The sequence below is a fragment of the Microlunatus soli genome (assembly GCF_900105385.1).
Lineage (GTDB): Bacteria > Actinomycetota > Actinomycetes > Propionibacteriales > Propionibacteriaceae > Microlunatus > Microlunatus soli.
In genome coordinates, this window is the sequence record NZ_LT629772.1 from 2,812,526 (window position 1) to 2,831,867 (window position 19,342).

The 19,342-nt window shown below is 66.4% G+C and carries 16 protein-coding genes and 1 pseudogene; 11 read left to right on the plus strand and 6 right to left on the minus strand.

The window, feature by feature from the left end; translation table 11 throughout:
- Window positions 1-34: 34 nt before the first annotated feature.
- Complete coding sequence (locus BLU38_RS12925; RefSeq protein ID WP_091525373.1) at window positions 35-406, minus strand: YciI family protein; 372 nt, start codon at window positions 404-406, stop codon at window positions 35-37.
- A gap of 197 nt (window positions 407-603) precedes the next feature.
- Between BLU38_RS12925 and BLU38_RS12930 the strand changes: the two genes are divergently transcribed.
- The 6 genes and pseudogenes from BLU38_RS12930 (at window position 604) to BLU38_RS12960 (ending at window position 7,690) form a co-directional block, all read left to right on the plus strand.
- Entirely contained in the window at window positions 604-1,677 is a 1,074-nt protein-coding gene (locus BLU38_RS12930; protein ID WP_157683431.1) for a LacI family DNA-binding transcriptional regulator, read from the plus strand.
- Window positions 1,678-1,694: 17 nt separating this feature from the next.
- A complete protein-coding gene (locus BLU38_RS12935) occupies window positions 1,695-2,825 on the plus strand; it encodes an ABC transporter substrate-binding protein (protein ID WP_231920320.1) in 1,131 nt (376 codons plus the stop codon).
- A complete protein-coding gene (locus BLU38_RS12940; protein WP_091525379.1) occupies window positions 2,822-4,369 on the plus strand; it encodes a class I adenylate-forming enzyme family protein in 1,548 nt (515 codons plus the stop codon). The genes BLU38_RS12935 and BLU38_RS12940 overlap by 4 nt, the downstream gene beginning before the upstream one ends.
- 112 nt (window positions 4,370-4,481) lie before the next feature.
- Window positions 4,482-5,750, plus strand: a pseudogene (locus BLU38_RS31700) (MFS transporter).
- Window positions 5,751-6,917, plus strand: coding sequence for a CaiB/BaiF CoA transferase family protein (locus BLU38_RS12955; RefSeq protein WP_091525385.1), 1,167 nt, complete (start codon window positions 5,751-5,753; stop codon window positions 6,915-6,917). It begins immediately after the preceding pseudogene.
- Window positions 6,914-7,690 (plus strand): enoyl-CoA hydratase/isomerase family protein, encoded by a 777-nt coding sequence (locus tag BLU38_RS12960; RefSeq protein ID WP_091525387.1) that lies wholly within the window; start codon window positions 6,914-6,916, stop codon window positions 7,688-7,690. Before BLU38_RS12955 ends, BLU38_RS12960 begins: the two co-directional genes overlap by 4 nt.
- A gap of 39 nt (window positions 7,691-7,729) precedes the next feature.
- Here BLU38_RS12960 and BLU38_RS12965 read toward each other — a convergent pair whose 3' ends face one another.
- The 3 genes from BLU38_RS12965 to BLU38_RS12975 form a co-directional block, all read right to left on the minus strand.
- On the minus strand, window positions 7,730-10,252 hold the full coding sequence (locus tag BLU38_RS12965) for an NHL repeat-containing protein (RefSeq protein WP_157683433.1): 2,523 nt from the start codon (window positions 10,250-10,252) through the stop codon (window positions 7,730-7,732).
- A 228-nt stretch (window positions 10,253-10,480) separates the two neighbouring features.
- On the minus strand, window positions 10,481-10,888 hold the full coding sequence (locus BLU38_RS12970) for a hypothetical protein (protein WP_157683434.1): 408 nt from the start codon (window positions 10,886-10,888) through the stop codon (window positions 10,481-10,483).
- Window positions 10,889-10,950: 62 nt separating this feature from the next.
- Entirely contained in the window at window positions 10,951-11,361 is a 411-nt protein-coding gene (locus tag BLU38_RS12975) for a DUF898 family protein (protein ID WP_091525393.1), read from the minus strand.
- 224 nt (window positions 11,362-11,585) lie between these two features.
- On the opposite strand from BLU38_RS12975, the gene BLU38_RS12980 reads away from it, so the two are divergent.
- Window positions 11,586-11,810: a hypothetical protein gene (locus BLU38_RS12980; protein ID WP_091525395.1), complete on the plus strand. Its 225-nt coding sequence runs from the start codon at window positions 11,586-11,588 to the stop codon at window positions 11,808-11,810.
- Between the two features lie 24 nt (window positions 11,811-11,834).
- Here the strand turns inward: BLU38_RS12980 and BLU38_RS12985 are convergent, their stop codons facing one another.
- Both BLU38_RS12985 and BLU38_RS12990 read right to left on the minus strand, forming a co-directional pair.
- Entirely contained in the window at window positions 11,835-12,701 is an 867-nt protein-coding gene (locus tag BLU38_RS12985) for a MurR/RpiR family transcriptional regulator (RefSeq protein ID WP_091525397.1), read from the minus strand.
- 3 nt (window positions 12,702-12,704) lie between these two features.
- Window positions 12,705-13,535, minus strand: coding sequence for a class II glutamine amidotransferase (locus tag BLU38_RS12990; protein ID WP_091525399.1), 831 nt, complete (start codon window positions 13,533-13,535; stop codon window positions 12,705-12,707).
- A gap of 126 nt (window positions 13,536-13,661) precedes the next feature.
- Here BLU38_RS12990 and BLU38_RS12995 point away from each other — a divergent pair, with 126 nt between their 5' ends.
- From BLU38_RS12995 to BLU38_RS13010, 4 genes are all read left to right on the plus strand, one after another.
- Window positions 13,662-15,002 (plus strand): type I glutamate--ammonia ligase, encoded by a 1,341-nt coding sequence (locus BLU38_RS12995; protein WP_091525400.1) that lies wholly within the window; start codon window positions 13,662-13,664, stop codon window positions 15,000-15,002.
- A 1-nt stretch (window position 15,003) separates the two neighbouring features.
- Complete coding sequence (locus BLU38_RS13000; protein WP_091525402.1) at window positions 15,004-16,134, plus strand: amidohydrolase family protein; 1,131 nt, start codon at window positions 15,004-15,006, stop codon at window positions 16,132-16,134.
- 51 nt (window positions 16,135-16,185) lie between these two features.
- Entirely contained in the window at window positions 16,186-17,700 is a 1,515-nt protein-coding gene (locus BLU38_RS13005; RefSeq protein WP_091525404.1) for an APC family permease, read from the plus strand.
- A 173-nt stretch (window positions 17,701-17,873) separates the two neighbouring features.
- Window positions 17,874-19,295, plus strand: coding sequence for an MFS transporter (locus BLU38_RS13010; protein WP_091525406.1), 1,422 nt, complete (start codon window positions 17,874-17,876; stop codon window positions 19,293-19,295).
- Window positions 19,296-19,342: the final 47 nt, after the last annotated feature.

A 19,342-nucleotide genomic window follows, 5' to 3' on the forward strand; every position in this document is an offset into this window, starting at 1 on the left:
GCTGCCCTGATCCAGGTGGTCGCCAGGATCGGCGTCACCCGCCGCCGGTCGGAGGTTCGGGAACCGGCTTGAACCGGCGCACCTCCTGCGGCCAGCCGCAGCCAACCGCGACCTTGCCGGCCCACATCGTGGCGGTCTCGTCGTCGGGCACGTCGATCACGGTGAAGCCGCCGAGGAATTCCTTGGTCTCGACGAACGGCCCGTCGGTGATCACCACCTCGCCGCTGGTCGCGTCGGCGCTGTAAGCGTCCTCCGGGTCCTCCTCCAGGCCGCCGGCGAAGACGTACACCCCGGCGGCCTTCATCTCCTCGACCACCGCCATCGACGGCGCGATACGCGTGGCCCACCAGTCGTCGGGATGGTCTCCCACCCATTGCTGATTGAAGAAGATCAGATACTCCGCCATCGCTGCTCCTCGTTCCCGCGGCGGACCCGGTGTCCGCCGACCAACCTATCCACGAACGGCCGGCCCCGGATCCGACAATCGCGACCAGATCGATCCAGATCGAGGCATCTCGACCCGGGCCCGCGCGACTTGACGAGACCTCGAAACCTGATGCATCCTCGTGCACAATCGATTGTGCAACGGAGGTGGGACTGCCAGTGAACGCTCGGAGTTCCGGACGCCCCTCGCTGGCCGACATCGCCGCCGAGGCCGGAGTGTCCACCTCGCAGGCATCCCGGATCCTGTCCCGGCATCCCGGCCTGCGGGCCAAGCCGGAGACCCAGGAACGGGTCCGCGCCGTCGCGGAGCGGTTGGGTTATCAGCCGCATCGCGGTGCGCGGGCATTGCGGATGAGTCGGGTCGGGACCATCGGGTTGGTCGTCCACGACGTCACCAATCCGATCCACGCCGAGATCATCCGCGGCGCCCAGGGCGCGCTGACAGAACAGGGGCACGCGCTGCTGCTCGCCGACGCCGAAGAACTCGCCCGCAACCCGGACACGTTCACCGAGATCCTCGGACCGGGCCGGATGGACGGCCTCATCTGGCACGCCAGCGGCGAGAGCTACGACGCAGCGATGATCACCCGCGCCGCAGCGACCATGCCGACCCTGTTGATCAACAGCACCAGCCAGGTCGGTGTCCCGGCCCTGCATCTGGACGACACGGGCGCCGCCCGGCTTGCGGTCGATCACCTGATCGGTCTCGGCCATCGTCGGATCGGATTCCTCGGCGGCGCACCACACTCCGACCTGACCCGGCGCCGCTACGCCGGCTACCTGGATGCCCTGCAACAACACGGCGTGCCGAACGACGACCGGCTGGTCTGCTCGGATGCCTGGGACGCCGACTCGGGCGGCCGACAGATGGCCGAGCTGTTGTCCCTGGCCGAACCGCCGACAGCCGTCTTCGTGGCCAACATCATCGTCGCCACCGGCGCCCTGGCCGCCGCCCGCAGCCGCGGAGTGTCGGTACCGACCGAGCTGTCGATGATCACGCTGCACGACGCCTGGTTCGCCGCTCTGGCGTCTCCGGCGATCACCACCGTCCGCCTTCCGCTGCGGGAGCTGGGCCGACAGTCCGTCACCCGGATCCAGCAGTTGGCGTCCGAGTCCGCTGCTGCGGACGCTCCAGCGACCCGGACGACCATGATCAACGATCCCGCCCCCTACCTGGTCCCCCGGGACACCACTGAACCCCCGAAACCCCGATCACCGAGGCACACCCGATGACCCGAACCCTGCACGGAATGACCTGGAACCATCGACGCGGTCGCGCCCCGCTGACCGAGGCCTGCAGCCAGACCGGCATCCCGATCGACTGGGAGGCCCGCAGCCTGGCCGAGTTCGAGGACACTCCGATCACCGAGCTCGCGGCACGCTACGACCTGATCGCGATCGACCATCCGTTCGCCGGCCAGGCCGAGGCCACCGGCGCCCTGGTCGACCTGGCCGACGTGCTGCCGCCCGAGGTCCTGGACGAGCAGCGCAGCGGGTCGGTGGGGCCGAGCTTCGACAGCTACCGGATCGCCGGCCATCAATGGGCCTTGCCGATGGACGCGGCCGCACAGGTCAGCGCCTGGCGCCCCGATCTGGTCGCGGCGGCGCCGACCGACTGGGACCAGGCACTCGACCTGTTGCGCGATGATCATGACTGGATCGCCGCCATGCCGGCCAATCCGACCCACCTGTTCTCCTCCTTCGTGTCGCTGTGTCACGACACCGCCGACACCTCGCAACGGACGTCCGGGCCGACCGGTCGCCCACTCTGGTGGGCCGACGACGGCATCGACACCGCCGTCGGGACCGAGGCAGCGCGACGACTGTCGGAGTTGATCAACCTGCTCGACCCGAGCTCCTTGGAGATGGATCCGATCGCGCTGCTGGACCGGATGTCCGGCCGACAACCGACCGGGGACGGCCGACCGATCGGCTACGCACCGCTGGTCTTCGGATACTCCAACTACGCCCGGGCCGACTACGGCGAGCGACTGGTCCGCTTCAGCGATGCCCCCGGTGGCACCGGCACCATGATCGGCGGCGTCGGCCTGGCGATCTCAGCCCAGTGCCTCGACATCGACACCGCCATCCGCTACGTCCGGCACGTGGTGGCGCCGTCCTTCCAGTCCGACGGATATGCCCGGTCCGGCGGCCAGCCGGGTCATCGACGGGCGTGGACGGACCCGACGGTCAACAAGATCACCAACAACTTCTTCGCCGACACGCTGACCACACTCGATCACAGCTTCCTGCGCGGCAGGGACTCCCGCTACCCCACATTCCAACGCCACGGCGGCGCTGCCCTGCACACCATGATCACAACCGGCACATCACCCGACCAGGTGATCACCGAGATCAACCGGATCTGGCTGGCACGATGACCGACGCCACCATGGCGGCCGACAGCACCTTGGTCACCCTGACCAGAGCCACCCATGCCCATCACGGTGATCGGACGGCGGTCACCGACGGTGAACGATCGTTGACCTTCTCGGAGCTGGCCGGCGCTGCTCGCGGACTGGTCGACAGCCTCGCGGCTCGCGGTGTCCGCCCGGGCGACCGCGTCGTCTGGGCGTTGGACAACCGTCCCGAGGTGCTTGTCATCGAGCACGCGCTCTTCGGGTCCGGGTTGGTGCGGGTCGCACTGTCCTCACGACTCCATCCTCGGGAGATCGTCGGCATCGCCCGAGACGCCGAGGCGTCAGTGATCTTCTGCGAGCCGCGGATGTCCGACCAACTCGGCCCCTTGATCGGCGACGACGCCCTGGTGATCAGCATCGGCGAGCAGTTCGATCAACTCACGCACGGTGCGGCGGGTACAGGCGCAAACGGCTGGCCGTCCTGGATCGCACCGGGGCCCGATGATCTTGCGGCGTTGATGTACACCTCGGGCACCACCGGTGAGCCGAAGGGCGCCATGGTCACCCACCGAGCATGGATCGCCATGCTCAGCCGGTTCTGGTCGGCGTTGCCGCCGATCGGACCCGAAGACATCGTCCTGCATTGCGCACCGATGAGCCACTTCGGAGGCTCGGTCGGATCAGCGATCAGCTTCCGCGGCGGCGCTGCGGTGACGTTGAGCAGGTTCGATGCCGACAGCGCCCTCGACCTGGCCGCCCACCACCGGGCGACCGTTCTTCCCTGTGTGCCGACGATCCTCAGCCGACTCGCCACGGCCGCCGCCGACCGCACCGACCTGGCCACGCTGCGTGCCGTCGTCTACGGCGGCTCCGCGCTCGGCAGCACGGATGCCGATCGTGCGGTCGCAGCGTTCCCGGACCGGCTGTACCAGTGTTACGGCTTGGCTGAGGCACTGGCTCCGCTGACCGTTCTCGATGCCCGTGAGCACAGCGGTCCGGCACTGGCGTCCGCCGGTCGCCCGCGGCCCGGCCTCGAGTTGATGATCAAGACCGATGATCGCGGGCTGACCTCCGCGGCCGACCTCCGCGGCGAGATCTGCGTTCGCGGCGCGCCGGTCACCGCCGGCTACTGGAATCGGCCCGATGCCACTGCGGCCGTTGTCGACCAGGACGGCTGGTTCGCCACCGGAGACATCGGATTCCTGGACCAGGACGGACTGCTGCACATCGTCGACCGCGCCCGCGATGTGATCATTTCCGGCGGTTTCAACATCTATCCCTCCGAGATCGAACGCGTCCTGCGCGAGGCATCGGGCGTCAGCGACGCTGTCGTCTTCGGTGTCCCCGATCAGCGGTGGGGCGAGACAGTGACGGCCGTCGTCGTCCCGGACGACGTCGACGCAGCGCCGACACCGGACGACATCGTCGCGTTCTGCCGGTCACGGCTCGCCGACTACAAGAAGCCGACCCGGGTCCGGGTCGTCGATCGGCTGCCGATCGCCAACACCGGCAAGGTCGACCGCCGGCGACTGCGTGAGAACGCCCTGGCAGAGATCGAAATCTGACCGACCGGGCGGTTGCCCCGTCCGTCCAGAAGGAGTGAACATGACGACGTCGCATGTCCGACCAGGGACCCGCGCCCCCTCGCGCGCCCGTTTCCGCTGGGCAGTTCTCAGTATGAACTTCCTGGTCCTCGGACTGAACTATGCAGACCGTGCCGCCATCGGTGTCGCGGCACCGCTGATCATCGCCGAATACGGATTCAGCAAGACCAGTTGGGGTTGGATCGCCGCCATCTTCTCGATCGGTTACGCCCCGTTCTGTTTCATCGGCGGTTGGACCGCAGACAAGTTCGGGCCGCGCAAGGTGATGGCCGTCGCGATCGGTTGGTGGTCACTGTTCACCGCACTCACCGGTGCCGGGTTCAGCTTCATCAGCTTCATGATCATTCGGTTCTTCTTCGGATTCGGCGAAGGACCGCAGGCGACCGTGACCGCCAAGACCATGTCCAACTGGTTCCCACAACGCAAACTGGCCACCGCGATGGGACTCTCGCAATGCTCGACGCCGCTCGGCGGTGCGGTCGGCACCCCGATCGTCGCCGGCCTGATCGCAGCAGCGAACGGCAATTGGCGGATCCCGTTCATCGTCCTCGGCAGCATCGGCGTGCTGTTCATGATCGGCTGGCTGGTCGTCGTCCGTGACCACCCGGCCGGCCACCCTTGGGTTCGCAAGGTCGAGGCCGAGGAGATGGCGGCCGATCATCGCCAGCACGAGCAGGAGACCACCGACGCCGACAGCGCCGGACGCAGCCTCTAGTCCTATCTGCGGATGCCGCTCGTGTTGTCGACGGCGATGTGCTACTTCGGCTACTCCTGGGTGCTGTTCACCTTCCTCACCTGGTTTCCCGAGTTCCTGCATGAGGTGCACGGTCTCGATCTGTCCCAGATCGCCTTCACCGGGGCGATTCCGTGGCTGTGCGGTGTCGTCGGTCTCGGCATCGGCGGTATCTTCACCGACACCTTGGGACGTCGGTTCGGCATCTTCCGGGCCCGCAAATGGGTGACCGTGATCGCGCTGCTGCTGGTGGCCGTCACGTTCGCCTTCGTCGGCCTGGTGCAGTCCACCACGGCGGCCGTGGCGCTGATGGCGGTCACCGTCTTCATCCTCTACATCGTCGGTGCCCAGTTCTTCGCCATCATCGGCCCGGTCATTCCGCTGGCCCGATTCGGCACGGTGTCCGGCTTCATCCATTTCATCGCCAACATCGCGGGCATCATCGCCCCGATCGTCCTCGGCGCAACCGTCGATCACACCGGATCCTGGATCCTGTCGTTCGTGATCTCCGGAATCGTCGTGGCCATCCCGCCGCTCTGGCTCGCCTTCGTTCGCGGCAAGCCCCGCGTCGGTGGCACCCCTGACCAACCCATCGAAGGAGCACACTGAATGCCCGCCGCACTGGACGGAATCCGCGTCCTCGACTTCACCCAGATGATGCTCGGCCCGTACGCGACCCAGCTGCTGGCCGATCTCGGCGCCGACGTGATCAAGATCGAGCGTCCCGAGGGTGAGTGGGAACGCGGCCTGGAGATGATGGGCGAACTGATCGACGGCGACTCCGCCTGTTTCCTGGCGATGAACCGCAACAAGCGTTCGGTGGCGCTCGATCTGAAGTCCGAGCTCGCCCAGGACGCCCTGCTTCGGTTGGCAGCCACCTGCGATGTGTTGGTGGAGAATTTCCGGCCCGGCGTCCTTGATCGTCTGGGGCTGGGCTATGAGGACGTGAAGAAGGTCAAACCCGACATCATCTACTGCTCCGGTACGGGCTGGGGTCGGGACACGGTGTTCGCCAAGGAAGGCCGCCCGGGTCAGGATCTGCTGATCCAGGCCATGTCCGGGTTGGCCGCCAACGGCGGCACCCGGCAGCAGGCTCCGACACCGGCCGGCACCTCCATCGTCGACGCCTCGACCGCGCTGACATTGTCCAACGGAATCCTGGCCGCGTTGGTAGCCCGGGAACGGCAGGGGATCGGCCAACGGGTCGAGGTCGACCTCTTCTCCACCGCGATCTCCCTGCAGTGCCAGGAAATCTCGGCCCTGGTCAATCAGCGACAGGAGTGGCAACGGTCCGAGACCGGCGTCGGTCAACCGTGGCTGTCGGCACCGTTCGGGATCTATCAAGCCGCCGACGGACATGTCGCCATCGCGATGGCGCCGGTAGCGCGGGTCGCGGAATTGCTCGGAGCACCGGATCTCACCGACAAGGATCCGTGGTCGGATCGCGATGAGGTCAAGGAAACCCTGGAACAACACACCCGAGACCGCACGGCCGACGATCTGATCGAGTTGCTGATGCCGGCCGGCATCTGGTGCGCTCGGGTCCGATCGACCAAGGAGGCCGTCGACGAGTTACGTGACCAGGGCAGCGATCTGATCGTCACCGTCGATCATCCCCAACATGGCACCCTTGAGCTGATCGGATGTCCGATCCGGCTGTCGGAGACGCCCTGGGATCTTCGGTACGCACCACCGACGACGGGCCAACACACCGCCGATGTCCTCGGCGAGATCCTGGATGATCGGGAGCTCGCCGCGTTGGTCGAGACCCGATGATGGGCCCGATCGACTACCGGCCGGACGGACCGATCGGCAGGATCACGATCAACCGACCGGACCGACTGGGAGCCCTGTCCCGGTCGATGGTCGCCGAGCTCGGCACCTTGCTGCGGACGATCCGCGGCGACGAAGCGATCCGGGTCGTCGTGATCACCGGAACCGGCCGTAGCTTCATCGCCGGCGCAGACCTCGAGGAGTACGCCGACAGCAGCCCGGCCGAGTTCGACGCGTATCAGCGGCTGTCCCGGGCCACCTTCGGTGAGCTCGCCGATCTTCCGCAGCCGACGATCGCGGCAGTCAACGGGTTCGCGCTCGGTGGCGGCTTCGAGGTCGCCCTCTGCTGTGACTTCATCATCGCTTCCGACAAGGCACGCTTCGGACTGCCGGAGGTCAAGCTCGGACTGATTCCCGGTGGCGGGGGCACGCAGCGGCTCACCCGGGCCGTCGGACGTCAGCTGGCCAAGGAGTTGATCATGACCGGGGAGATGCTGGGTGCTGAGGACGCCGAACGCGCCGGGCTACTGACTCGCCGAGTCGCGGTCGAAGACCTCGCCACGACGGTGACCGAGTTTGCCCAGCAACTGAGCGACAACGCCCCACTCGCCGTCCGCGCGGCGAAGGGGTTGATCGACGCGGCGCCGGCGACCGAACTTGCCGCCGGGCTGACCGCCGAGCTCGGTGAACTCTCCCGTCTCTTCGGCACCCGCGACGCCCAGGAGGGAATCGGTGCCTTCCTGGCCAAGCGACCGGCCACGTTCCACGGACGCTGACCGACCCGCCCGGGTGGCCGTCCTGACTCTCAGAACGCTTCAGCTGCGCGGGTCGAGCCGCAGCAACTGGGCGCTCCGGTAGGCCACGTAGAGATTGCCGTAGTCGTCGTTGGCGATGTGCGGGCCGGCGCCGTCGAAGAGCACCCGCAGATCGAGATCGGCTCCCTGATCGGACGGGTCCGGGTCGAAGCCGAAGACCCGGCCGCCGACATTGCCGTAGATCCGGCCGTCACTGTTGGTGATCAACTGTCCGTAGTTGCCGCTGATCCGGTCGCCCGGCTTGAGGTCGGGGAAGATCTCCTTCTTCATGATGATCTTCTCGGTGCTCGCATCCATCGCGACCAGCCAGCCTTCGGCGTAGAGCCAGACGGTCCCGTCCGGTCCGGTTGCGGCAGCGTTGATCGATCGGGTGTCGGGGATCGGCCAGACCACGGACTTGGCGTTGCCGGTCTTCTCGTCGAAGATCAGCAGCTTGGCCTGGTCCTCGGTTGGTGTCCCGTCGTAGCTGTAGAAGATGTTGCCGGCACCGAACACCTTGCCCTCGCTGCCGGTGACGGCGTTGATGGACTGCTCTCCCAGCGGGCCGACGATCGTGGTACAGGTACCGGTCGTCAGATCCAGATAGCCGAAGGCGCCCTGGGTATGTCCGTATTCGGCCTGCGATCCGAAGTAGACGCGGTCGTGGTAGCCGGACAGTCCGTAGGGCCGATTCTGGTTGTTGCCGATCGTGCAGTCGACCCGCGGCTTCGGATCACCGTCCGCGGCCGGATCGAAGGACTCGATCCGACCGTTGGGGTAGCTGCCCTGGTAGATCCGGCCCTGATAGTTGATCATGCCCTCGGCCTGGGCACCGATCGGGTACGTCGCGTGCTGATCGCTGCGCATCGGGGCGACGGCTCCGAGCCCACCGGTGAGGTAGCCGCCGGTCCAAATCCGGCCGTCGGCGCCACTGCTGAGGTTGTTCACCCGGATGCTGGTCTCGGGAATGTCCTCGGTCAGGGTGCGGGACAGCTTCCCGGTCTCGATGTTCCACTTGACCAGCCAGCCGCCGCTGTTCCACCCGACCAGCGTGGTGCCGGGCCAGGCGGGATCGGCCAGCTGCATCGCCTCCCAGCCGCGGCTGAAGATGTTCACCGCCGCGCTGGTGATCGTCTTCTCCTCGCCGGTGGCCAGATCGTAGGAGTGCAAGGGATTGTCGGTTTCCCCCGCGACGTTGAAGTAGACCTTGCCGTCGACGATGTCGGACGGTCCGGCGTAGATCACACCCTTGATCTCGGTGACCTTCTCCGCCTGCAGGTCACCGGCGGCGTCCCGGCTCACTTTGAGGATCGCCAGGTAGTCGTTGCCGCTGCTCTTGGAGTCCCCACCCCACATCGTCAAGTAGCCGTTGGACGCCTTGCCGGTGTAGAGCCAAGCGGCCTGCTGCAGTTCGGGACTGAGCAGGTCGGTGAATTCGGTGCAGGCCTGATCTCCCGATGCGTTGCAGCCGTAGAGGTGGGTCTTGGTGCCGGTACCGGTGAAGACGGCGTCGGTGACCTCGTCGTAGGCGGTCCACCGGGTGTAATTGGCATCGGTGGTCAGCGGTTCGGGGGCGATCGAGCCGAAGCCGTCACCCTCGACGTACTTCCAGATCGAGGCGCCGGGATAGCCGTCGGTGCCCTCGCCCCAGCCGCCGCCGTAGACGGTACCGTCGGCGCCGAAACTCAGGCCGTAGGCGAATCCGAACGCCTTGAGCGGCGGCGGGCCGATCCGGGTCGCGGTCCTGGCACCGGGTTTCCAGGACCACAGTGCGCCACTGGAGTAGGTGCCGATGTAGAAGATCTTGGACACCGGATTCTGCGCCACGGTCCAGGAGCCGACGGCGCCGGGCATGTCGACCACCTGGGTCACCGTGCCGGTGAGCACGTCGGTGGCGATGATCTTGGCCGGATCCTCCTCCGAGCCCGTCCCGACGGTGACGACGATCGCCCGCCCGTCCTGATCGACACCGTCCCCCATCGCCAGGAAGCCCATCCGCTTGCTGATCTGGGTGCCCAGCGCCGTGGCCGGCCCGGTGATCAACACGTTGTCCATCGCGGCCGAGCTCAGCGCCTGGATCTCCACCACGGCACGGGTCGCCGTCGCCGGCGCGGTCGCGGTGATCTCGATCGAACGGTCCTTGTCGATCGTGGTCCGCGGAGACGTCCGGCGCCCGACGGTCGAGCCGCTGTCGTCGGTGAACCGGATGCCGATCGCCGCTCGGGTGGTCGCCCGGATCGTCGCAAAGGCGGTCAAGGCCTCACCGGCGACGACAGCTACCGGGGAACTGCTGGCGCCCGGCCACTGGCAGGCTCCGCCGCCCTTCAGCAGCAGGCTGTCGGTGCCGTCGGTGGACCAGGCTTCGGTGCCGGTGATGCTGCAGTCGGCCGCTGCCCCGTCCGGCCGACCGGTCGCATCGAGTGCCGACCAACCCGTCGTGCCGTCCTCGAAGCTGTGATTGTCGATCAGCAGATCGCCTTGCTGGACACGAGGTTCGGCCGCTTCCGGCTCGGCCGATGCCGTTCCGGGGCGAGCCGTCGTCATCGACATCACCACAATCCCGATCAGGAGTGAGATCACGCAGCCCAACGCCGGGCGACGGGCTGTGAGTCGGCTCGGCACTGTTCCTCCAACGTCGTTCGCAGCTCGTACGGTGTCGACGTCAGCCTATTTTATCCCGTCCGCAATGTGAATACATGCCATGCCATAAATCCTCATGGATGAACGTCACCCACCATCAACAGACATCGAGACACCCGGCCGCTGTGCAGATCACCAGAAGTAGAGCGAGCGGGACACGTATCTACTGCCCTTGTAGCCCTTGGAGATCGAATAGCCGCGGACCGCGACCCGATAGTGGCCCTTCTGCTTGCCGAATCCGATCTTGACGCACTTGCCATAGCTGCCGTTGCGACCGGTCTTTGCCTTCGCCACGGTGCGCCAACCAGATGACTTCTTCTTCTGGATCAGCACTGTCTTGCCGGGGATACCCTGCGGTCGACCGGCCGAGCCCTGCGCAGTCAGACGCCCGTACACGCAGGTCTTCGGTTTAGCTCCCTGCTCCGCACGGAACGTCACACGCGAGTCCAGCGTCGCCGCTGATGAAGGAGTGGGCGAGGCGATGAGGAATGCCGCGGCGAGCCCGAGGGTGATCAACATCGCCATCGTGATGCGCAGCATCTGGCGCGGTCCTGCCGTCACGATCTGGTGAGCCATGACTCGTCGCGATCGGTGCGGCCGGCTCAACTGAAGTCCTGGTGTTCAACGACCCACTTGGTCACCTTGGGCGCAACCCAGAAACCGTAGATGCCGATGGTGATGATGCACAGCAGGAACCACTTGATCCAGTTACCGAAGAGCCCTCCGCCCGTGCCGGTGAAGTGCACCCGCCGGCCGTGGATGAGCGTGTGCTCGGCTTGCCACCGATACTTCATGCAGATCGCCCACGGCGCACCGAATCCGAGGGTGACCAGCGTCAGAAGAAGGGACAGGATGCTCATCCCGAGGTAGCTTCCGGCACCGCCGTCGAAGACGAACGGTTTGAGCTGCTGCTGCGTCGTGACACGCAACCATTGCTGCCCAGGTTGAGCGTGCTGGCCGGGAAACTGCTCAGATGGGTGGTTCGAGGCTTGGTGGGGTGTGGCGAGGGACATCGAGTTCCGTTCTGGGAGCGTAGTGACGCGGCGCCGACCGCCGCAGTTCGACCCGGTCTCTCGCTGTGCCTTCTGACCTCGCACGATCCAGGAATCGGCCGTCATTCAACCGGGATTAGCAAGAGAGTATCCCAACTGAGTAGTACAAGCAAGTATCACAACTCAGATATCAATCTCAGGTTGACAGTTCAGGTTTGCAACAGAGTTGCGATACCCTTTGGAACATGGCAGCCCAGACCCCCGACGCCGATCTCCAAGCGGTCAGCGACGCCGCCGAGACCATTCGCGAAGCCACGCTGCGGCGCGACGAGGCGATGGCCGCAGCTCGCGACGCCGGGAACACCTGGCGCTCGATCGCCCTGGCTGCCGAGATGACCGAGAACGGCGTCATCAAGGCTGTCCAACGACATCTCGACCAAGTGGCTGAGCAGGAAGATCAGCCGGCGTAATAGCTGTGCGCCAGGCTCGATAGATCAGTCGAAGTCCGACGACCGAGCCGTCTCCCACACGGACAACCGATCGCGGGCAACGCTGTCAAGTCGATCAATGGCTCGCGCCACCAGGTATTCCACCAGCAGGACCCCACCGGCCAGCGTGTCCAACGGCGATGGGGCTTCCACATCGATGATCAAGGTGACGACAGCAAAGTCGGCGGCCGCTGTCCCGGGTTCGTCGGTCACCACCACGACGGACGCACCACGTTCGGCGGCTGCCTCGGCCAACCGCCGGATGGCCGGCTGGTAGCGCTCGACATCGAAGAGGACGACGACATCGCGAGGCCCGAGATCGATCATGGTCGCCAGCGACGCTCCCATCGGATCGTCGAGCAGCCGGACGCCGGGGCGGATGGCCTGCAGGTTGAAGGCCAGGTGTCGGGCCAGCACCTCGGTGAACCGGCCACCGGCGGTGACCAGATCACCACGCAGGTCGGTGAGCAGATCGATGGTCGCATCGATGCTGGCCGCCGGGATCCGATCGAAGCCGCGAGCCGTCCGCTCACCGACGACGCGGGCAAAGCCGGTCAGGTCGGCGGTCTCCCCCTCGGGTTTGCTGCCCAGCTTGGACAACGGACCTTCGACCGGCTCCGGCCCCTGGCTGGCCGTGCGAACCTCCTCCCGTAGCGCGTCGCGGAAGTCGGCGAAGCTGTCGAAGCCCAGGGCCCGGACAAACCTGATCACCGTCTGGGTGCTGACGGCGGCAGCCGTGGCCAGCGCACCGGTCGTCGACAGCCCCGCACTGGGATAGTCGGTGAGCAGCCGCAACGAGACCCGGCGCTCGCTCGGCCGCAAGGTTGCGGCCGCGATCCGATCACGGACGGAAGTGGTTTCGGCTGTCGACATCGGTCACGCCGCGTCGGACCGGCCGTCCCCGGCGCGGCTGCCGCGGATCGAGCGGAGTTCCAGCTCGAGGCTCGCGCAGTCGACCCGGGCCGCCGTGTGCTGCTGCAGCGGCATCCACCCGTCACTGGGCAGGCCACTGGAGGTGATCACCAGGCCGTCGTCGGTCCGCCGCCAGGACATCCGGTAGTAGTGATCAACATGATCGGCCGGCAGGTCGGCACCGAGACCGGAAGCCACGAAGTCCTCATGCGGCACCCGCGCCCCCTCGTTGGCGTGGGCGGCAATCAGCTCGCGCTCCGACAACAGCAACAGATTGAGAGCGGCCTGGCCGAAGCGATCGCGAAGCTCGGCAACCACGGCGATCACCGCGTCGAACAGCGGTTCGCCGCGACGGACCCGGCGCAACACCAGAGCGAAGATCATCGCCGAGTCGGTGTCGCCGCCGATCGCGTTCAGCTCGTCGGCGGTCACCAGTTCGCGCAGCGGCGCCACCGGCACGCTTCCGTTGTGAGCAAAGGCGATGCCGTCGGCGAGGAACGGATGGGTGTTGCTGACCTGGGTCGCCAGTCCCTCGGTCGCCAGTCGCAGATGGGTGATCCGAGCCCGCGACGGCGTACGGGTCAGCGCGCCGGTCAGATCCGTTGCGGCGGTCGGCTCGCCGGGATCGCGCAGCCGACCCAGCCGCGTACCGTCCGGGCCGTCGGTCAACCACGCCGTCCCCCAGCCGTCGGCGTGCAGCCGACCCAGCCGCTGGAATTCGGCGCAGCCGTCGACGCCGATCAGGTCGGCGTCGGTGCTCAGACTCCGTGACACCCGGCCCAGTAGCCGACACATACGCTTCGCCCTCTCCCTCTCATGATCACGGTGGACATGACCACCACCGATGTTACAGATCCAACATAGTGAGAAAAATGTCTGATCCGTAACACGGGAGACACGATTTCGGTTGATGATGGTGTCATGACGTCCTCGTCGTTGACCCAGGACCTGCTCGACCGTCAGGTGTCGACACTGATCGGCACGGTCTGGAATCCCAACGGGCTGCTGCTGGCCAAGACTGTGCCGACACAGCGGGCGGATGCCTTTGTCGAAACGGGTCTCGGCGCCTCGCCGACCTGGCACGGCTTCACCATCGATCAGGGTGGAATCGCTGTCACCAAGGCGATCTCACCGGTCGGAGATCTGCGATTGCGGATCGATCCGGATGCCGTGCGGGTGATCGGCGACGGGTTTGCCTGGGGACCGGCGCGATTCGTCACCCAGGAGGGCGGACCGGTCGCCGAATGCGGGCGCGGTGCGCTGGCTCGGATCGAGGAATCGCTGCAACAGCAGGGAATCAGCGCCCTCGTCGGGCATGAGTTGGAGTTCCAGTTGGCTGCCGCGGACGGCTCGCCACTGCCGACGACCGGTTGGGCGCCCTACTCGCTGGCAGGGGTGCTGCAACATGAGGACTTCGTCCGCGAGCTGTATCGGATGGCCGCCGTCGCAGGCCTGCAGATCCAGCAGTTGCATGCCGAGTATGCGATGCGACAGTTCGAGTTCTGCCTCGAACCGCAGTCTCCGGTCGCTGCCGCCGATTCGCTGGCGCTGGCCCGGCTGGTCGTGCAACGGGCCGCCCATGCCACCGGGCTCGGCGTCTCCTTCTCTCCCAAGCCGTACGCCACCGACGCCGGCAACGGTGCCCATCAGCACTTCTCACTGAGCCGCAACGGCACGCCGCTGTTCTCCGACGGCACCGGGCCGCACGGATTGACCGATGACGGTGCCGCCGCCGTCGGACGTGTTGTCGAGCTGTTGCCGGAGCTGCAGGCTGTGTTTGCCGGCTCGATCCTGTCCGCCACCCGGATGGCGCCGGGCACCTGGGCCGGAGCGCATGCTGCGTGGGGCTTGGAGAATCGCGAGGTCGCCGTCCGGCTGATCGCTGCGACGCCGAGCAACCCGCTCGGCGCCCATGTCGAGGTCAAGATCATCGACCCGTCCAGCTCCGGCTACATCGCCTCGGCCGGTGTTCTCGCCGCGATGCTGGACGGCATCACCCGAGCCACCACGTTGCCGGCCGAGGCGACCTGCGATCCCGGCGCCATGACCGAGCAGGAACGGGCCGCTGCCGGCATCACCGTGCTCACCGATGATCACCGCACCGCGCTGGACCGACTGGACGCCAGCACCGCAGTACGCGGTCTGATCGGCGACGGCCTGGTCGATGCGATCGTTGCCGGCCGGCGTCATGAGGCCGACAACTACGGCGACCTGAGCCCCGAGGCGTTGACCGAACGCTTCCGTTTCGCCTGGAGTCTGTGAGATGTCCGAGCTCCTTGATCATCTGCGGTCCACACGACTTGTCGATCATCACGTGCACGGCTGCTGGCCGACCGACGGTCCACGCGACCGATTCGAGAACGCCCTGAACGAAGCCAACACCGAACCGCTGCCGGCCTGGGATTCGGCGTTCGACAGTCAACTCGGCTTTGCGATCCGGGCGCGCTGCGCTCCGCTTCTCGATCTTGATCCGCACGCCGACCCGGACGACTACTGGCAACGCCGCACGGAGCTCGGCGAGGCCGAGGTTGCCGCCCGGTTCGTCGGCAGCGCCGGGGTGTCGGACTGGCTGGTGGACACCGGCTTCCAGGGTGAGACCTGCGGCCCGGAACGCCTGGCATCCTGGAGCGGCAGCAACGCCCGTACGGTGCTGCGGTTGGAGTCGCTCGCCGAGCAGGCGGTGGCGGTCGGCGGCGATTATCCGGCGACCTTCGATGATCTTGTCCGAGCCCGGGTCGATGACCACCAGGCGGTCGGATTCAAGACCGTGATCGCCTATCGCACCGGCTTCGCCATTGACTGGTCCGAGCCCGACCGAGCAGCGGTGGACGAGGCGGCGCGACGATGGGCCGACCAGGGCGGCACGCGATTGTCCGATCCGATGCTGCTCTGCTTCGGCATCCGGACCGCCCTGAAGATCCAGGCCGAACGGGGTGGCCTACCGCTGCAGGTCCACGTCGGTTTCGGTGATCGGGACGAGGATCTGCAGCGGACGGATCCGCTGTTGTTGCTGCCGCTGCTCCGTGAGCCGATCGCCACCGAGGCCTCGATCGCCTTGCTGCATTGCTATCCGTACGAGCGTCAGGCCGGCTATCTCGCCCAGGCGTTCGCCGGCGTCCATCTCGACGTCGGACTCGCGATCAACTACCTCGGCGGTCGGAGTCGGGACCTGATCGCCCGCAGCCTGGAGCTCGCACCGTTCCGCAAGCTGCTCTACTCCTCCGACGCCTACGGTCCCGCCGAGCTGCATTACCTCGGCGCCGAACTGTGGCGGACCGGTACGGCGGCGGTCCTGGACCGCTTCGTCACCGACGGCGACTGGTCGCCAGCCGACGCCCGCCGGATCGCCGATCTGATCGCCGCCGACAACGCCCGCAGGCTCTATCAGCTCTGACCACACTCCGGCCGCCTCGGGGGTGGCCGGACCAGCACCCAGGAGCAGGCCATGACCGACACCACAAGATCATCCGGAGACACCTCCCGCGGCGATGCGGCGGGCGGGTCAGGACTGAAGCGGAACCTCTCGGTCTGGGAAGCGATCGGAGTCTCGATCGCGCTGATGGCGCCGTCGATGGCCGCCAACATCAACCCGCAGGGCACGGCGTCGGTGGTCGGCCGGGCAGTGCCGCTGGCGTTCGCGCTGGCCACGGTCGGTGTGCTGCTGATCGCCTACACCTTCGTCCGGTTGAGCCAGCGCTTCAGTCACTCGGGCAGCGTCTACGGCTTCGTCGGCGCGACGCTCGGACCGCGGCCGGGCATCATCGCCGGCTGGCTCAATGCCGGCACCTATCTGTTCTACGGTGTCGTGACGTCGATGGCCGCCGGTCGGTTCATCAACGATCTGGTGATCAAGTCCGGGCTGTGGCCGACCGCTCCGGACCGGATGGGTTATGTCTTCGCCTGGGTTGCTCTGCTGGTCGTCTGGCTGCTGGCCAGCCGACCGGCGAAGGGCGGCACCCGGGTGTTGTTCGTGGTCGAGGCCGTCACTGTTCTGTTGATCTTGATCCTGACCGTGATCGTCCTGGTGCACCTGTTGACCGGTAGCGCGCCGCAGGGCCAGACCTTCGATCTGTCGGTGTTCACCGTCAGTGGTGCCGGGGTGTCGACGGTGTTCCTCGGAGTCGTGTTCGGCTTCCTCTCCTTCGCCGGCTTCGAGGCCGCTGCGACGCTGGGCGAGGAGGCCCGCGAGCCCAAGCGGGACATCCCGCGGGCGATCCTCGGCACCGCCATCTTCGGCGGGCTGTTCTTCGTCATCGTGACTGCCGTCGAGGTGATGGCCTACGGCACCGACAAGGCAGGCATCGAGGCGTTCATCAACTCCGGTTCGTTGATCGGTGATCTTGCTTCCTCCTGGGTTGCTCCGTGGCTCGGCGTGGTGATCACCGTCGGCGCGACCTTCTCCGCCGCAGCCTGCGCCCTGGCCACCGTGGTCGGCGCCTCCCGGCTGATCTTCGCCCTGAGCCGGGACGGACTGGGACCCCGCCCGCTGGCCGCCGTGCACGAGCGTCAGGGTGTCCCGCACCGCGCCGTCGGCGCGTCGGTCGCGGTGATCTTCGTGGTCGAACTGATCGCGATGATCGTCGGCACACCGTCGCTGGATCTCTTCGTCTACAGCGGCACCGGCGGCACCCTGATCCTGCTGATCGCGTACGGGCTGGCCACCGTCGGCTGCGTCAAGCTGCTCTTCTTCTCCGGACCGCCGGCACCCGGTGTGAAGCCGGTCGCCAAGTGGGAGCTGATCATCCCGATCCTCGGCCTGGCGCTGCTCGCCTACACCCTGTTCCGCAACGTGGTGCCGATCCCGACCGGCAGCGCGCTCTGGGGTCCGGGCCTGTCGATCGGCGTGCTGATCATCGTGTTGGTCGTCGTGTTGGCGCGGCCCGCCGCCGCCAAGCGTGCCGGCGAGCGGCTGACCGAGTCGGAGGGGCTCAAGACGGCCCATTCGCGCGAACGCGACTGATCGGGCGGCGCGGAAGCGGCAGAAGTGGACAACGGCTGACTCAAATCCGTTTGGCTCATCAGTTGACGGACAACTGATAACTGACATACTCTCCGACGGTCGGTACCTACCGGCCTGCGGCGACACCTGACGACACGCCGCCAGATCAAGTCAGAGCGAGATGGGGACGTTCAATGTCGACCAACCCTGCAGCACCGCGACCGACCGGTCGTGGCTACTACTGGAAGGCCACCCTTTCCGGGCTGGCCGGCAACACCTTGGAGCTGTACGACTTCCTGCTCTATGGCACCGCAGCCTCGTTGTACTTCCCGAAGCTGTTCTTTCCCGAAGGCAACGACTTCCTGTCCACTCTTTCGAGCTTGGCGACGTTCGCGGTCGGGTTCATCGCCCGCCCGATCGGCGGCCTGCTGATCGGTCGCATCGGTGATCGGCTCGGCCGGAAGAAGGCGCTGCTGATCACGATGTACTTGATGGGTGCGTGCACGATTGCCATCGGCCTGTTGCCCACCTACGGCAGTGTCGGCGTTCTTGCTCCGATCCTGTTGATCTTGGTCCGGATCCTTCAGGGCATCGCGATGGGTGGCGAGTGGGGCGGATCGATGGTGTTGGTCGCCGAGTCGGTGCCCACCCATCGGCGTGGCTTCTACTCCTCGATCCCCAACCTGGGCGGCTTCGTATCCCAGTTCTTCGTTGCCGGCGTCATGGTGCTGGTGCTTCGACTCCCCGAGGACGCGCAGCTCTCCTATGGCTGGCGAATTCCGTTCCTGCTGTCCCTGATCGTATTGATCGCCGGGCTGTGGATGCGCCGCAACCTGGTCGAGACACCCGTCTTCGTCGAGGCCCAGGAACAGCAACAAGAACATCATTCTCAAGATCAACGAGCCAGGGCTGATACGTCGCCGCTCCGTGAGCGCGGCCCGATCGGATCACTGTTCATCGATCACTGGCGGGAAGTACTGTTGATGCTCGGCCTTCGATTCTCGGAGGGTCTGCCGTACTTCCTCCTCACGGTGTTCGCGATCAATTACGCCAAGGCCACCGGCGTCGACGCTGCCGGCATGCAGACTTCTATCCTCATCATGGCCGCAGTCGCCATCCCGGTCACAGCACTCTACGGTCACCTGTCGGACAAGGTCGGTCGACGGCCGATCTTCGCAATTGGCTCAGCAGTCGTCGCCATCACCGCGTTCCCATTCTTCCTCCTGCTGAACACCGGTTCGTTCTGGCTGATCACTCTCGGCTACATCCTGGTGCTCAATCTCGGACACAACCTGGTTGGCGCGGTTCAGCCATCGTTGTTCGCCGAGATGTTCCCGGCGAAGAACCGGTACAGCGGCGTCGCCGGTGCCCGTGAAGTGTCCGGAATTGTCACGGCTGGGCTCACACCATTCATCGCCGCGCTGCTGGCCGGCCCGGACAGCACCCGCTGGTACCTGGTCGCCGGCTACGTCGTTCTCGGGGCGGTCGTCTCCCTGATCGCGATCAAGATCGTTCCGGAAACCCGCGGCCGAGATCTTGTCAACCTCGCCTCGGGAAGTCCTGTGTCGCCGACTGCTCCAGTGCACTCCGGCAACCCTGCTGACACGACCGACTGAGCTGTGCCGTCCGGGCGGGCACTGCTACCTGCAAGTCCGCCGAATCT

Coding starts and splice junctions, on each gene's coding strand:
- BLU38_RS12925 (WP_091525373.1), bottom strand. CDS start 406: ATGGCGGAGTATCTGATCTTCTTCAATCAGCAATGGGTGGGAGACCAT.
- BLU38_RS12935 (WP_231920320.1), top strand. CDS start 1,695: ATGACCTGGAACCATCGACGCGGTCGCGCCCCGCTGACCGAGGCCTGC.
- BLU38_RS12940 (WP_091525379.1), top strand. CDS start 2,822: ATGACCGACGCCACCATGGCGGCCGACAGCACCTTGGTCACCCTGACC.
- BLU38_RS12955 (WP_091525385.1), top strand. CDS start 5,751: ATGCCCGCCGCACTGGACGGAATCCGCGTCCTCGACTTCACCCAGATG.
- BLU38_RS12960 (WP_091525387.1), top strand. CDS start 6,914: ATGATGGGCCCGATCGACTACCGGCCGGACGGACCGATCGGCAGGATC.
- BLU38_RS12965 (WP_157683433.1), bottom strand. CDS start 10,252: ATGACGACGGCTCGCCCCGGAACGGCATCGGCCGAGCCGGAAGCGGCC.
- BLU38_RS12970 (WP_157683434.1), bottom strand. CDS start 10,888: ATGCTGCGCATCACGATGGCGATGTTGATCACCCTCGGGCTCGCCGCG.
- BLU38_RS12975 (WP_091525393.1), bottom strand. CDS start 11,361: ATGTCCCTCGCCACACCCCACCAAGCCTCGAACCACCCATCTGAGCAG.
- BLU38_RS12980 (WP_091525395.1), top strand. CDS start 11,586: ATGGCAGCCCAGACCCCCGACGCCGATCTCCAAGCGGTCAGCGACGCC.
- BLU38_RS12985 (WP_091525397.1), bottom strand. CDS start 12,701: ATGTCGACAGCCGAAACCACTTCCGTCCGTGATCGGATCGCGGCCGCA.
- BLU38_RS12990 (WP_091525399.1), bottom strand. CDS start 13,535: ATGTGTCGGCTACTGGGCCGGGTGTCACGGAGTCTGAGCACCGACGCC.
- BLU38_RS12995 (WP_091525400.1), top strand. CDS start 13,662: ATGACGTCCTCGTCGTTGACCCAGGACCTGCTCGACCGTCAGGTGTCG.
- BLU38_RS13000 (WP_091525402.1), top strand. CDS start 15,004: ATGTCCGAGCTCCTTGATCATCTGCGGTCCACACGACTTGTCGATCAT.
- BLU38_RS13005 (WP_091525404.1), top strand. CDS start 16,186: ATGACCGACACCACAAGATCATCCGGAGACACCTCCCGCGGCGATGCG.
- BLU38_RS13010 (WP_091525406.1), top strand. CDS start 17,874: ATGTCGACCAACCCTGCAGCACCGCGACCGACCGGTCGTGGCTACTAC.